Below are 14,411 nucleotides of genomic sequence, written 5' to 3'. Positions count from 1 at the left end.
AAGCTTCTGACAGGTCAGTGATGAATATTCATTCCTCCCATGCCAGCAACGCTTCGATTGAGGAGCGCCTTCGGATCGCCGGTCTCAGACCGACGCGTCAGCGGGTTGCGCTTGCCAGCCTGATTTACGCCCATGGCGACCGCCATCTTTCCGCAGAAGAACTGCATGAAGAAGCTGTTTTTGCTTCTGTGCCGGTTTCTCTTGCCACCGTATATAATACGCTGCACCAGTTTACTGAAGCCGGTATGCTGCGGATTATTTCGGTCGAAGGATCGAAAACCTATTTCGACACCAATATTTCCGACCACCATCACTTTTTTGTCGAAGGCGAAAATATTGTCTTCGATATTCCTGATGGGGAAACCGGCCAGCCTGTCGTCAGCAATCTGCCGAAAGCACCGGAAGGCATGGAAATCGTTAACGTCGATGTGATTGTGCGCTTACGTCGTAAAGACTGACACGCCTGCTTAAAGTAATCCGGAAATTTACTGATCTTCCGCTGACGGGGTGATTTCGCGCCCCATCAGTGAGCTTTGCAGCATTGTGGTCACGCGCTCTTCCATGATACGTGCCAGTTCCTTGCGGCTGGTATCCGCAGACACGCGCATCGGTTCACCAAAGCGGATCTCGACATCAATCGCGCCTTCTTTGAGAATACCTTTAAGATGCGGCATCAGCTGCACATCGCCCGGCCATGAGGCAATCGGACGGTGAAAACGCCCCATCGGCATTCCGTGAACCCCCGTATAGGCGATGGAAACCGGCTGCACGATCACCTGCTCCTCGCCTGCCTCACGGATGGCCGCATGGGCTGCGCCAAATAATGATGTTTTAAACGGCAGCACGCGGTTACCGTCCGATGTTGTCCCTTCCGGAAACAACACCATCGCATCTCCGCCAGCCAGACGCAGGGCAATATCCGAGGCCTGCTGCGCTGTCCGGCCTTTTTTCTCTCGCTCAACAAAGACAGTGCGCTGCAAAACCGCAAAAGTACCGAAAACCGGCCATTTGCGCACTTCGGATTTGGCGATGAAACAGACATTGGCAACGGAGGATAAAACGACAATATCGCTCCATGACACATGATTGGCGACCAGCAGTAACGGGCGATCCTGCACGATCTCACCCTTTACCTTCACGCGAAATCCCAGCAACCATGCAGCAATTCGATGGAAAAAACGCGGCAGCGATTGCTGCCAGCCCAGACGCGCTTTGACAAACAGATATTGAAACGGCACCAGAGAAATAACCAGACTGACAAACAAGCCGATTATGACCGCAATGCGGATGGCACCGATCATGATACGCTCATCGCTTCCGGAAATTGCCGGCGCAAAACCAGCGCATTGCTGCGTCCGTGACCGGTTTCATAATAAGCGGGCCGCTGCCCGACCTGAATAAATCCGAGGCGCCGGTAAAGCGCCTGCGCCGCCACATTGCTCTCATCCACTTCAAGGAACAGACTTTCCGCCCGCTCATGATGCAAATGGCGCAAGACAGCTTCCATCAGATCCCGTCCGATGCCACGACGCTGGAAAGCTGATGATACTGCAATCGTCAGAATTTCCGCCTCACCGGCTACCAGCCGCGCCAGCACAAAACCGGCAGCCTGTTTTGGCTTGCCCACAGGACGGGCAATAAAGCCGAAAATATTGCCTTGCGAGAGCATGCCCGCAAAATCTTCCTCGCTCCATGCGTGGTGGAAAGCCGGTGCATGGAGATCCGCAAGCTCAGCGCAATGTGCCTGCATCAGCGATTCATAGGCAAAACTCTGGCGCGAAAAAGGAAGACCGATCATCCGCGCTCCTGATCCGACTGGCGGCGGGGCAGCGCAAATCCGGTCTGCGGCTTCACATCCGGCCCGCGCATATAAAGCGGCTCAGGGGGTGTGCCTGCATCACGCTGTGCCGCAAGACGCGCAAAAGTACCGATGGATGCATGGGCGGATGCAGTGATGATCCGGCGCTTGCTGCCCTCTGCTGTCTGTAATTGCTCTGCGCCACTACCCGCCAGTGCATAATCATCACCAAGTTGCTGCAAAACCGGCAACAGCTCTGCCTCATTACCGGCCAAAGGTGTGGTTGAAGCTTGTCCCTGCGCATCAAAACCCTGCGCATAAATATCACCGCGATAAGCAGACAGGGCAATCAGGACAGATTGCGCCGGTGCCCCGGCCTGCATTTCATGGCACAGCGCTTCAAAACCGCTCACACCGATCACCGGACAGGATAATGCCAGCCCGAAGCCACGTGCTGCAGAAACACCGACACGCACGCCGGTGAATGAACCGGGGCCGATATTGACCGCGATACGGCTGACCTCATTGCGGGAGATTTTTGCAGCCTCAAAACACTGTGCAACATAGTCCAGCAGCAATTCCGCATGGCCTTTGCCGATATCATGGCTGACCTCAGCAAGAAGCTGCTGCGTCTGCGGGTCATAAAGGGCGGCAGCACATAAACTGCCTGCGGTGTCGAGAGCAAGTATAGTCATGGCTTACGACCTAAAACAGAATTCGGTTATCGGCAAGTACAGGCAGTCAGGTTGCGTAAGAATTCTGCCTTGTCAGCTCAATAGGGCAACACCGATATCTATACAAAATGATACACAAAAATCTGCTTAAACTCTTTAAATCACTGGGAACAATCCTATCTTTGATACGTTAGGTTTATAGCAGTATCTGCTGCTTCCGGTTTCTTGTGCTGCCACCTCCCGGCAGCCCCTCAGGCAAACGAAAATTTGTCCCTTCATAAAGGAAATCACTATGTCTGCATCCAAACTGAAAAATCATCCGACAAAAAACAATCTGCCGACCAATGCCAAAACCACAGTCATTGCCCTGCTGAACAAAAATCTGGCTGCGATCCTTGATCTTGCGCTGATAACCAAGCAGGCACACTGGAACCTTAAAGGCATTCAGTTCATTGCCGTGCATGAGATGCTGGACACATTCCGCACCGATCTGGATGAACATTCGGATGCAATTGCAGAACGCGCCGTTCAGCTTGGCGGCACTGCGCTTGGCACAAGTCAGACCGTTACTGAGGCGAGCATTCTCAAGCCATATCCGGAAGATATTTACGCCATCAAAGACCATCTTCATGCGCTGATCGATCATTATGGCGCAGTTGCCAATCTGGTGCGCCAGTCCATCAAAGATGCCGCGGAAGCAGGCGACGATGACAGTGCGGATATTTTCACCGCTGCATCCCGCAGCCTTGATAAATCCCTGTGGTTCCTTGAAGCGCATATTCAGGAATAATCAGAACAGATTTCCGAAACACCGCCTGTCCCGAGACAGGCGGTGTTTTAAATTGGTGACGATTTAAAGAGCGTCAGCAATGGCCTGAAAAACAATAATGCTCTCATCTTTCATTTTCTGACCATCCTTGTTGTAATCCGCATAGGCGGAAGTTTTGGCAATCACCACTTTGTGCTCAGGATTGACATAGATAAACTGCCCGTAAATACCGACAGCGACAAAATCCCCCTGCGGTTTCCCCGGTATCCACCACTGATAGCCATAGCCCAGCGGCTTGCCCTGCTCAGGATCATCCCTGCCCGGCATCAGATGCGGTGCATCCGGTGTGACAGAAGCATGTACCCATTCAGCCGGCACCAGTTGCTCGCCTTTGAAATTTCGCCCTTCATTCATATAAAGCAGGCCGAAACGCGCATAATCACGCAACACCGCATTCAGCCCGCCTGCCGAGACTGCATCACCCTTTGCATCAGCCAGCCAATAGGCATCAGCCTCTGTGCCCAGACGCGACCATAATTTTTCCCTGAAATAGTCAGTCATCGGTTTGCCGGTTGCGCCTTCCAGCACCATAGACAGCACCTGCGTATCGGCGGAAACATAAATATTGACTGTGCCCTGCTCCCGCACTTTCTGCAGATGAGCAGTGAAGTCCTTCACCGAGCCGGTCAAAATCTGGATAATGTAGCGCACAATATCGGATGAGAGATCGCCATAATCCTCGTTAAAGCCGATCCCTGATGACATTTGCAGTGCGTTCTTGACGGTCACCCCTTTGTAGCCGCCCTCCGCCAGCTGCGGTGCATAATGATCCACAGTCTGATTTATATCAATCAGACCGTCGCGCACAGCATTGCCAATCAGAAACGAGATCGTGGATTTCGACATCGACATAGCGATTGCCTGTGTTGCAGCCGTATTGCCCCGCTCATATCTCTCATAGGCAACAGAACCGTCTTTCAGAACGATGAAACCGGTTGTCTGCGTGCGTTCCAGCCAGTCCGTGATCCGTTTTGTCTCTCCCTGATAAAGATAGGTTTCAGGCAAAGGTCTTTCATTCTGCGGCAAGAGGCTGACTTCACCGCTATGTTCTACACGGATAGACGGGTAGATTTTATAAAGTGAGCGGAAATTTTCATCAATCACATCGGGCTTGAATGTATTGGCATATTGATAGACCGCATAATATTCATGAATTTGCTTACGGAAAACAAAGCCCACACCTGCCGCGATAATCAGCAACAGAGCCAGACTATATAAGCTCATGCGCAGCGGTCTCTTCATGATGCAGCCCCTTCCAACACAATTATCAGCCCGCTTACGATAAACCGGATTATCGCTCCGGCAAGCTGCAATTCCCGAAATAGTTTCAAAAACAACAATAGCCGCCGCTTGTTAAAAAAAGCGGCGGCTATTGTTATGAAAGTATCGGGAATTCAGATACTATCAGGCAACCCATTCGCCTTTGCGCATCACGGGCACAGATGTACCATCCTGTGCAATACCGTCCACGTCGATCTGATTGGAACCGATCATCCAGTCGATATGGATAAAGCTCTTATTGCCGCCCTGCGCCGCAATCTGTTCCGGCGTGAGATCAGCACCATTGACGAAACATTTGGAATAGCACTGACCAAGCGCAATATGGCTGGCAGCATTTTCATCAAACAGCGTGTTGTAGAACAGCAAGCCGCTCTGCGAAATCGGTGAGGAATGCGGCACCAGTGCCACTTCACCCAGACGACGCGCACCTTCATCCGTATCCAGTACCTTGTTCAGCACGGATTCGCCCTTGCTGGCTTTGGCCTCAACAATCCGGCCGCCTTCAAAACGCACACGGATATCATCAATGATCGTGCCCTGATGCGACAGCGGCTTGGTGCTGGAAACAGTCCCTTCCACGCGCAGAGCATGCGGCGTTGTGAAGACCTCTTCTGTCGGAATATTCGGATTGCAGGTAATGCCGTTTTTAGCGGTCGATGAACCACCATGCCATTCATGGCCATCAGCCAGACCAACAGTCAGATCCGTATCCGGTCCGGTGAAATGCAAAGCGCGGAAATTACGCTCATTGAGAATTTTGGTGCGTTTGCGCAATTGCGCATTATGGTCTGCCCATGCGGCTACAGGATCAGCATTATTCACACGCGATGCGGCGAAAATTGCTTCGGCCAGTTTATGAGTTGCCACATCCGGCGCATCATCCGGAAAGACCAGCTTTGCCCATGACGGGTTCGGATAGGAGACGATATTCCAGTTAATGTCGAAACCGGCAATTTTTTCCAGCGCAGGCTGATAGGCCATCGACAGCGCTTTATTGGCGCGGGCAACTTTTCCTGCATCCTGTGCGGAAAGCAGCATCGGATTATCGCCGGTGATTGCAAGGCGCGCTGCACCGCCTGCATAGGCTTTGGCCATTCCCTGATAGAGCCAGTCGCTGGCGTGGTCGAAACTCTCATCCGGCGCATATTGGAAACGCGACAGCGCCATATCTTCATCGGAGAAAAATGGGGTTACCAGTCCTGCACCGGCTTTATAGGCATGTTCCGCAATACGGCGCACCAGCGGCAATGCGATAACCGGCGCGGTGATGACCAGATCCTGCCCTTTACGCAATTGCAGTCCGACTTTAACCGCGACCTCTGCCAGCTTATCCAGTTTAACAGGATCGATGATTGCATCCGCGTGATTGTTTTGGCTGAAATCTGACATCACATACTCCGCTTATTTTCATTGATCATCACAGATACTCCTGCAAGAGCCAGCAAGCTAGAGCTTTAGCAGGATTTTATATTGTCGCTGTAGCCACCAAAGCGGAACAGCGTTAATATGCCATATGAAGTCATATTTATCGGAACAAATCCATGAACCGAAACTCCAATAAAGCGCGATCATTTCAGAAGCTGAGTCTTGTTGCAGGACTGTTGGCAATAGCACTGGCTGGCTGCACGACACTCACACCGGAGCAGCAGCGTGCTGAGGATGAAAAAACCTGTCTGAGCTATGGTTTTAAACCCAAGTCTGAAGCCATGGCCAATTGCCTGCTGCAAATTCATCTCGACCGCCGCGCCGATATCCGCGCATGGCAGAATGAACGGCCGCAATTCTCCACGCCGATGGTTATTTACCAGCCGGTGGTGGTGCCGCGCTGATCCTCATCTCCATAAACAAAAAGCCCGCTTCGCGCGGGCTTTTTCATTTCAGTCGATAACAAGATGGGGATCAGCTTGCCGGTTCAGGGCGATCCTGCGTCAGCAACAATGCGCCGATCGCATCAACTTTCTGCTTGTTCATATCTTCTGCACCTGCTGCAAAAGCATTCTGCGTTGCAGAGGCTGCAACCGGTTTGGTTTCAAACGGCAGCTGCGCCGGAACCGGCGTGTTTACGGCCGGTGCATGATAAGCAAGCTGCACCGGTGCTTCCGTTGCAGCCGGTTGTGTAGCCTGCACATCCTGTCCGGCAGATGCCACCATCACCGGAGCAACGACAGGCAGACGGTCGCCTTTGCCAGCCTTAGCTGTATCCGTTACATCATAGATGCTGTCCGGCATGGACTGGTTTCTTGGTTCATAGGCAGCCGCCAGATTATACGGGGTTTCAGGCAGCGGCGATTCCAGCGTACCGTCTCTGCGGCGCTTTTCGTAGAAAGAATTACCGCCGGCAACCAGTACATAATGCATATTTTTATACGGGAATTTCAGACCGGCCGTATGGAAGAACATTGCATTCTTCAGCTTCGGATGGCGTTCGCCTTTCAGCACGGAATCCGCCGCTTCTTTCACATCCGGCAAGGCTTTGGAATTCATGGCACGGGTCATAACGCCCGGTGCAAACTGGTTCTTCTGTCCGACAACGCCGCAAATGGTTTCCGGATATTTTTCCGAGACCAGACGGTTCATCACCACCGTGCCGACTGCAACAAGGCCATCACGGCTGGAGCGAGCAGATTCAAAGAACATTGCGCGCTCAAGGCACTCGCGGTCTCTGGAAGTGTATGTATAGGTCTTTTTGCCATTACGGACGGTCACACCGGATTCCTTGGCAGGCTGTGCAGCCTTGGCAGATTTGGAACCGGTCGAAGTCGTGGTGCAGCCAGCAAGGATAAACGGCGTGGCAACCAGAGCACCGATAAACAGTGTTTTCGCTAAATAAGAGCGTTTCAACGGTTCATCCTTATCAATAATTTCCCGTACACCCGGGTCACACAGAGATCCTGTGCGCGAGCCCCGGGAAATTCGGGGGCTATTAGGGCTAAATAAAGGCGCAAGGCCCGATTTATATTCGTGTTCCGGTTAGCGACAACCGGTTAAAATTTACCCCAAGAAAATGCGCCTCATTAGTTAACGCTTTGTTAACACATTCTTTTGAGCGATTACTAAAATACGCAAGATTACGTAAAGACTTCACTAACCTTGTGAAATGAAGCAGTTTGCCGGATCATGGCTTTGCAGCAATTCCGGTGCGATATTGCCTTATTTCACAATCTGATAGCGCCTCAGACACGGGCGCATCATGCAATTGACCGCCCCGTTGCGTTAGTCATAATTCATTACAGCGCGTTACAAATGGCTGATATTTTGTGAAAGCAATTTGCTTTTATAACGCTATAGCCTTTGCAGACACGGCTTTTCGCAGAATCAGAAATATAAAAACCGGCGTGAATTTTCTTCACACCGGCTCATTATTTTTCACAAATATCCGGCAGATTATCAGCCGAAAGCATAACCGGCACCGCGAACGGTGCGAATCGGATCCACTTCACGACCGGTATTGATCGCCTTGCGCAGACGGCCGATATGCACATCCACCGTGCGGTCATCGACGTAAATATCCCGTCCCCAGATACCATCCAGCAATTGCGTGCGCGAGAAAACGCGCCCCGGTGCCATCATGAAATATTCCAGCAAACGAAACTCTGTCGGCCCGAGTTTGATTTCGCGTTCCTTGCGGTAAACGCGGTGCTGCTGACGGTCGAGAACAATCTCACCGACTTTCAGCACATGGGAAAGCACACTCGGATTGGCGCGGCGCAGCATCGCCTTGATACGCGCCAGCAGTTCCGGTGTGGAGAACGGTTTGACAACATAATCATCCGCACCAACGGCCAGACCGCGCACGCGCTCGGATTCCTCACCGCGTGCCGTCAGCATGATAATCGGCAGACGTTCTGTCTCCGCGCGCTGACGCAGACGTCGGCAAAGTTCGATGCCGGAAACACCAGGCAGCATCCAGTCGAGAACCAGAAGATCAGGGACGTTTTCGCGTAAATAAATTTCGGCTTCATCGCCACGCAGGATCGTATCGACCTGATAGCCTTCAGCCTCAAGATTATAGCGCAGCAATTCGCTGATGGCTTCTTCGTCTTCAACAACCGCTATTCTTGGCGTGTGTGACATTGCGTATCCACTATTCGTTTAGACATAAGGGGGCATTTGCATTCCGGCACAGCCGGAATACATGACGTTTATTCTGACAAGCAGGGCTGAATGCCCTGCATATCCGCTGCCTGTTAGAACAGCTTAGTTTTTATGCAATTCGTCGAGAACGACGTCATGGCTCAGATCATCTTTCGGACGATCCGGCGGCATCTGATTACCGGTGACAATATAATAGACCGTCTCGGCAATATTGGTGGCATGATCGCCGATACGCTCAATATTCTTGGCGCAGAACAGAAGATGCGTACAGGCCGTAATATTGCGCGGATCTTCCATCATATAAGTCAGAAGTTCGCGGAACAGCGATGTGTACATCGCATCAATTTCATCATCGCGGTCGCGGACAATATTGATCTGGGTCACAGAACGCGTTGCATAGGCGTCCAGCACATCTTTAAGCTGGGTGCGGGCAAGCTCTGCCAGTGTTTCCAGACCGCGATAAAGCTTCACCGACTGGCGTGTTTCCGAAACGGCAACAACGCGCTTGGCAATGTTTTTGCCCATATCGCCGACGCGTTCCAGATCCGCTGAGATACGGATCGCGCCGATAATTTCGCGCAGATCCACAGCCATCGGCTGACGCTTGGCGATAATCATAATCGCCTTGTCATCAATTTCGCGTTCGCCTGCATCAAGGATCAGATCCTCGGAAATGACCCGCTGTGCCAGCGCATTATCGGCAGTAACAATCGCCTTGATGGACTGCTCCACCATACGCTCCGCATGACCGCCCATTTCGGCGATTTTACGGGCGAGAAACTTCAGTTCTTCATCATAGGACGTAACCGTATGCTGTGACGGCATGGAAATTTCCTTATCCTGTGGCACTGCCAAAGCAGTCTGTAAAACTCCAGAGCATTTCCGGCTTATATCGCCTCATAGAAAATGCTCTATCTTGTTTGTTTTTACGCGTAAGCTCGATCAGCCGAAACGACCGGTGATATAATCCTGCGTACGTTTTTCTTTCGGCGTGGTGAACATCATATCCGTGTCACCGACCTCTACCAGATTGCCCAGATGGAACATGGCAGTGGTCTGCGAAATACGCGCAGCCTGCTGCATTGAGTGGGTCACGATGACAATCGTATAGTCACGGCGCAACTCGTCAATCAGCTCTTCCACTTTCGCGGTTGCAATCGGGTCAAGCGCCGAGCAAGGCTCATCCATCAGAATAACTTCAGGGCTCACCGCAATTGCGCGGGCAATGCAAAGACGCTGCTGCTGACCGCCGGAAAGACCTGTGCCTGCATCATTGAGGCGATCTTTCACTTCTTCCCAGAGGCTGGCGCCACGCAGGCTCTTCTCAACGATGACATCCAGATCCGCACGGCTACGGGCCAGACCATGAATGCGCGGGCCGTAAGAAACATTCTCATAGATCGATTTCGGAAACGGATTTGGCTTCTGGAACACCATGCCGACACGGGCACGCAGTTCCACCACGTCGATTTTCGGATCGTAAATATCCTCGCCATCGAGCGTGATAAGTCCTTCAACGCGGCAACCCTCAATCGTGTCATTCATACGGTTGAGCGAGCGCAGGAAAGTCGACTTACCGCAACCGGACGGGCCGATCAGCGCGGTCACGCTGTTTTCTTCAATATCCAGATCAACGCCGTGCAAAGCCTGTTTTTCACCGTAGAAAACTTTGACTTTGTCCCCGCGCATTTTGATTTTTTTTGGCAAGGCGTTCATCTTTTCTCCGAGTGTTTTCTCTAAAGTATAATCATTCATCAGGTTCATGATCGCAACTCCGTCCCGATTACCATCTGCGCTCAAAACGGCGGCGCAGAATGATTGCGGCAATATTCATCACAGCGAGGAACAGGAGGAGCACAATAATCGCACCCGATGTCCGCTCTACAAAAGCACGTTCTGCTTCATTAGCCCACATGAAAATCTGTACCGGCAGCGCAGTCGCAGGATCCATAGGGGTAACAGGAGCATTGGCAACAAAGGCGACCATACCGATCAGCAGCAGCGGCGCTGTTTCACCCAATGCCTGAGCCAGACCGATAATCGTGCCGGTCAGAATGCCCGGCGCGGCCAGCGGCAGCACGTGGTGGAACACAACCTGCGTTTTAGAAGCACCAAGCCCCAGAGCCGCAGCACGGATTGATGGCGGCACCGCACGCAGAGCCGCGCGCGTTGCAATAATGATTGTCGGCAATGTCATCAGCGTCAGCACCAGACCACCAACCAGCGATGCCGAACGCGGCATACCAAAGAAGTTGATGAAAACCGCCAGACCCAGCAGACCGAACACGATGGACGGCACCGCAGCCAGATTATTGATGTTCACTTCAATAATATCGGTAAAGCGGTTTTTACGCGCATATTCTTCTAAGTATATCGAAGCAGCAACGCCAATCGGCAGAGCAAACACCAGCACGATCAGCATCATATAGAGTGAGCCGATCAGCGCCACACCCAGACCGGACGTTTCCGGACGGCTGGAAGCACCCATTGTAAACAGGCCGGTATTGAAGGACTGACGCATAACGCCTTCATCCTTCAGTGTCTTCATCCAGCCAACCTGAAGATCGGAAACTTTACGCTTGCTCTGGTCAACCGACAGGTCGATCTGACCTTTATTGGCCGAGTCAATATCCGCAGCCGCAAGGAATTTGATTGTCTGGGTTGTGCCGATCAGTTTCGGATCAGCCATTACCATTTCGCGCAATTGCAAACGAACGCCATCCGAATAGAAACGGGTCATATCGCGCATGGCAGGACGGTTGGTTTTCTCCACACCGAGCTTGTCAGCCAATGCATTGCGTACCAGCAGCGGATAATTCGCTGTAATCAGCACATTCGGATTGCTTGCACGTTCATTGGAAGGATCGATCACCTTCTCATCCAGCAGCACCGGAATTTCGATCGTTGTCTGCCAGAAGGCTGTGTAGCCTTTGGAAAACACCGAGAAAAACAGCGCACAGAGGAAGAAGATGCCGATTGCAATCGCAATCACACCATACATGCGGAAGCGGCGTTCGGCAGCATAGCGGCGCTTGATGCCAATATCACGGCGGGCAGGTGCGGTTGAAGTTGTCTTGGGAGTGAAAACAGCGTCGGTCATTCATATTGCTCCCGATATTTACGCACAATGTAGAGAGCGAAAATATTCATCAGCAGGGTCAGGAAGAAGAGCGTAATACCCAGTGCAAAAGCCACCAGTGTCTGCGGTGAGTTGAACTCAAGGTCACCGGTCAGCTGATTGACGATTTTAACAGTGATCGTCGTCATTGCTTCAAACGGGTTGAGCGTCAGATTGGCGGCCACACCGGCAGCGAGCACCACGATCATAGTCTCACCAATGGCGCGGGAAGCGGTCAGCAGCAACGCACCGACAATACCCGGCAGCGCAGCAGGCAAGATCACACGCTTGATGGTCTCAGAGCGGGTGGCACCCAATCCCAGAGAACCGTCACGCAGGGAGCGGGGCACCGCAGTGATAATATCGTCGGACAAAGAGGATACGAACGGGATCAGCATCACGCCCATCACTAAGCCGGCAGTGAGCACGCTCTGCGCCATGATGAAACCCTGACCACCGGTCAGCGCCGCACTCAGGTCACGCAGGAATGGCCCGACTGTGACCAGCGCGAAGAAACCGTAAACGATGGTCGGAATACCGGCCAGCACTTCCAGCAGCGGCTTGACGATTGCGCGGGTTTTGGCACCGGCATATTCCGACATATAAATCGCGGCGAACAGACCAACCGGCACCGCGAAGACCATGGCGACCAGCGCGATATAAAGCGTACCGGCAAGCAGCGGGATCAGACCAAACTGACCATGCGAATCTGTGGCACCGGCAGCAGCAAAACGCGGATCCCAAACCGTTCCGAAGAAAAATTCGTAGGCAGGAACATCGCTGAAGAAATTGATTGTCTGAAACAGCATCGAGAAGACGATGCCGACAGTGGTAAGAATGGCGATGGTTGATGCAGCGATCAGCCCCCACAGCACAATGCTTTCCACATTGTTGCGGGCGCGGACGCGCGGTGCAATTGTCATCCAGCCAAAGATAAATCCGGCAATAGCCAATGCGATGGTAAGAGCTGCGCGAATGTTCGAAGAAAAAGCTGCCGCTTTATTCCACTGCACAGCAACCGGCACCATTACATCCTGACCTTCCGTTGCCAGCGCGACGCCTTTTTCAGCCATCAAAGCGCGAACTTCAGAATAGGTCTGCGGCAGGTTTTCACGTTGCTGCGGATCAAGACGCTCAACCCCGTGTGCGAGGCTTTTCACTACGCCGAGCGACAGGCTTTCGCTGTAATTTTCAGTGTTGCCGAGAGCATCCTGCAACTGCGATTTGGCAGTCTGCTCCAGATAGACGGTGGCGCTCAGCGACCAGACGACAAATAAAATAATTGCCGGCATGACTGTCAGAGAGAAAACCCACCATCCGTGATAATGCGGACGGGAATGTGGTTTCTCTTTTTTATCTGCCACGTTTTTTACGGTATTCAATTGTGCAACCGCTTTGGCGCGGCCAAGGAAAAATCCTGCGACGCCCAGCACGAAGACAATTGTTAAGACCAGCATGATCGACATTTAAATTCCCTGATCACCGTCCACGACAAAAGACAATCCGGGCGCAGAGCTTGTCTGCACCCGGACCATATTCAAATTATTTAACCTGCATTACAGTACCGGCTGCAAATGCATCGCGCTGTTCTTTGCGCTCTGCTTCCGGTGCCGGAACCAGACCATAGTCTGCCAGCGGGCTTTCATCACCAATCATCTGATCGGAAAGGAAGAATTCCACATATTCTTTCAGACCAGGGATCACGCCCAGATGCGCTTTCTTCACGTAGAAGAACAGCGGACGGGAAACCGGATATTCGCCCTTGGCAATGGTTTCAACGCTTGGAACGATATCGTTCACAGTTGCAACCTTCAGCTTGTCAGCATTGTTTTCATAGAAGGACAGGCCGAATACGCCAACGCCGGTTTTATTAGCGCTGATGCGGGCGAGTGTTTCGCTGTAATCACCGTCAATATCAACTGCCTTGCCGTCTTTACGCACAGCGATACAGGTCTTGGCAGCTGCCTTGTCATCTGCACCACCGGCTTTGATGACTTCCAGCGCGCCGCTTTCTTTACAACCGTCAGCGAGCAGCTTTTCTTCGAAAACTTCACGGGTACCGTGTTTTTCGCCCGGAATGTAAGCAGCAATATCCCAATCAGGGAGAGCGGCGTTAACCTGATTCCACTTGGTGTTCGGATTATCTACCAGCTTACCGTCTACAACGATTTTAGCAGCAAGAGCCTTGTAAACATCAACCGGAGCCAGCTTCCAGTCCGGACCGTTAATGTCGGTTGCGAATACGATACCGTCATAACCGATGCGTACTTCCTGAACATCTTTTACACCTGCATCGATGCAGGACTGCAGTTCAGAAGACTTCATTGCGCGGGATGCATTGGCGATATCGATTGTGTTTTCGCCTACACCTTTACAGAAGTCTTTGATGCCTGCGCCCGAACCGCCGGATTCAATAACAGGGGTTTTGAAATCCGGATAGGTTTCGCCGAAAGTTTCAGCAACGATTTTGGCATATGGCAGAACGGTTGACGAACCGGCAACCTGAATCTGGTCGCGAGCCTGAGCGGCAGTAGCACCGGCTACAGCAGCAATTGCCAATGCAGCAGTCGTTGTAATCAGCTTGTTCATAGGAGCAGCTCCAGTTAGAAGAATGAG

General features: G+C 52.2%; 15 protein-coding genes. 3 read left to right on the top strand and 12 right to left on the bottom strand.

Translation table 11 applies throughout. From position 1 onward, the window contains the following. The first annotated feature begins 20 nt into the window (after positions 1–20). Positions 21–458 carry an iron response transcriptional regulator IrrA gene (irrA, locus tag K1X45_RS10535; protein WP_022711350.1) on the top strand — a complete coding sequence of 146 codons (438 nt, stop codon included), beginning with the start codon at positions 21–23 and terminating at the stop codon, positions 456–458. Between the two features lie 27 nt (positions 459–485). Here irrA and K1X45_RS10530 read toward each other — a convergent pair whose 3' ends face one another. From K1X45_RS10530 to tsaB, 3 genes are read right to left on the bottom strand one after another with little or no spacing between them, the layout of a single operon-like run. Beyond that, entirely contained in the window at positions 486–1,301 is an 816-nt protein-coding gene (locus tag K1X45_RS10530; RefSeq protein ID WP_022711351.1) for a 1-acyl-sn-glycerol-3-phosphate acyltransferase, read from the bottom strand. Further along, a complete protein-coding gene (gene rimI / locus K1X45_RS10525) occupies positions 1,298–1,798 on the bottom strand; it encodes a ribosomal protein S18-alanine N-acetyltransferase (RefSeq protein WP_116088684.1) in 501 nt (166 codons plus the stop codon). Before rimI ends, K1X45_RS10530 begins: the two co-directional genes overlap by 4 nt. Next, on the bottom strand, positions 1,795–2,493 hold the full coding sequence (gene tsaB / locus K1X45_RS10520; RefSeq protein ID WP_116088683.1) for a tRNA (adenosine(37)-N6)-threonylcarbamoyltransferase complex dimerization subunit type 1 TsaB: 699 nt from the start codon (positions 2,491–2,493) through the stop codon (positions 1,795–1,797). The genes rimI and tsaB overlap by 4 nt, the downstream gene beginning before the upstream one ends. 271 nt (positions 2,494–2,764) lie before the next feature. On the opposite strand from tsaB, the gene dps reads away from it, so the two are divergent. After that, positions 2,765–3,262: a DNA starvation/stationary phase protection protein Dps gene (gene dps, locus K1X45_RS10515; protein WP_116088682.1), complete on the top strand. Its 498-nt coding sequence runs from the start codon at positions 2,765–2,767 to the stop codon at positions 3,260–3,262. Between the two features lie 63 nt (positions 3,263–3,325). Here the strand turns inward: dps and K1X45_RS10510 are convergent, their stop codons facing one another. Both K1X45_RS10510 and K1X45_RS10505 read right to left on the bottom strand, forming a co-directional pair. Continuing rightward, the gene (locus tag K1X45_RS10510; RefSeq protein ID WP_220158781.1) at positions 3,326–4,543 is read right to left on the bottom strand and encodes a serine hydrolase; all 1,218 of its coding nucleotides are present in this window, start codon (positions 4,541–4,543) and stop codon (positions 3,326–3,328) included. A gap of 162 nt (positions 4,544–4,705) precedes the next feature. After that, complete coding sequence (locus K1X45_RS10505; protein WP_220158780.1) at positions 4,706–5,971, bottom strand: aminopeptidase; 1,266 nt, start codon at positions 5,969–5,971, stop codon at positions 4,706–4,708. 152 nt (positions 5,972–6,123) lie between these two features. Here K1X45_RS10505 and K1X45_RS10500 point away from each other — a divergent pair, with 152 nt between their 5' ends. Further along, on the top strand, positions 6,124–6,411 hold the full coding sequence (locus tag K1X45_RS10500; protein ID WP_220158779.1) for a hypothetical protein: 288 nt from the start codon (positions 6,124–6,126) through the stop codon (positions 6,409–6,411). A 70-nt stretch (positions 6,412–6,481) separates the two neighbouring features. Here K1X45_RS10500 and K1X45_RS10495 read toward each other — a convergent pair whose 3' ends face one another. The 7 genes from K1X45_RS10495 to K1X45_RS10465 all read right to left on the bottom strand — a co-directional run bounded on the left by K1X45_RS10495 (position 6,482) and on the right by K1X45_RS10465 (position 14,384). Then, positions 6,482–7,423 (bottom strand): cell wall hydrolase, encoded by a 942-nt coding sequence (locus K1X45_RS10495; protein ID WP_255560392.1) that lies wholly within the window; start codon positions 7,421–7,423, stop codon positions 6,482–6,484. 546 nt (positions 7,424–7,969) lie between these two features. After that, the gene (gene phoB, locus K1X45_RS10490) at positions 7,970–8,656 is read right to left on the bottom strand and encodes a phosphate regulon transcriptional regulator PhoB (RefSeq protein WP_022709193.1); all 687 of its coding nucleotides are present in this window, start codon (positions 8,654–8,656) and stop codon (positions 7,970–7,972) included. A gap of 123 nt (positions 8,657–8,779) precedes the next feature. Beyond that, positions 8,780–9,502: a phosphate signaling complex protein PhoU gene (phoU, locus tag K1X45_RS10485; protein WP_022709192.1), complete on the bottom strand. Its 723-nt coding sequence runs from the start codon at positions 9,500–9,502 to the stop codon at positions 8,780–8,782. A 117-nt stretch (positions 9,503–9,619) separates the two neighbouring features. Next, on the bottom strand, positions 9,620–10,393 hold the full coding sequence (pstB, locus tag K1X45_RS10480; RefSeq protein ID WP_028233202.1) for a phosphate ABC transporter ATP-binding protein PstB: 774 nt from the start codon (positions 10,391–10,393) through the stop codon (positions 9,620–9,622). Between the two features lie 67 nt (positions 10,394–10,460). Beyond that, positions 10,461–11,777 (bottom strand): phosphate ABC transporter permease PstA, encoded by a 1,317-nt coding sequence (pstA, locus tag K1X45_RS10475; protein ID WP_220158778.1) that lies wholly within the window; start codon positions 11,775–11,777, stop codon positions 10,461–10,463. Beyond that, entirely contained in the window at positions 11,774–13,261 is a 1,488-nt protein-coding gene (pstC, locus tag K1X45_RS10470) for a phosphate ABC transporter permease subunit PstC (RefSeq protein ID WP_220158777.1), read from the bottom strand. The genes pstA and pstC overlap by 4 nt, the downstream gene beginning before the upstream one ends. Positions 13,262–13,337: 76 nt before the next feature. After that, positions 13,338–14,384 (bottom strand): PstS family phosphate ABC transporter substrate-binding protein, encoded by a 1,047-nt coding sequence (locus K1X45_RS10465; protein ID WP_022709188.1) that lies wholly within the window; start codon positions 14,382–14,384, stop codon positions 13,338–13,340. Between the last annotated feature and the right edge of the window lie 27 nt (positions 14,385–14,411).

It is taken from the genome of Pseudochrobactrum sp. Wa41.01b-1, from assembly GCF_019464455.1.
GTDB classification, from domain to species: domain Bacteria; phylum Pseudomonadota; class Alphaproteobacteria; order Rhizobiales; family Rhizobiaceae; genus Pseudochrobactrum; species Pseudochrobactrum saccharolyticum.
This window is presented reverse-complemented; position numbering and strand designations above follow the sequence as displayed.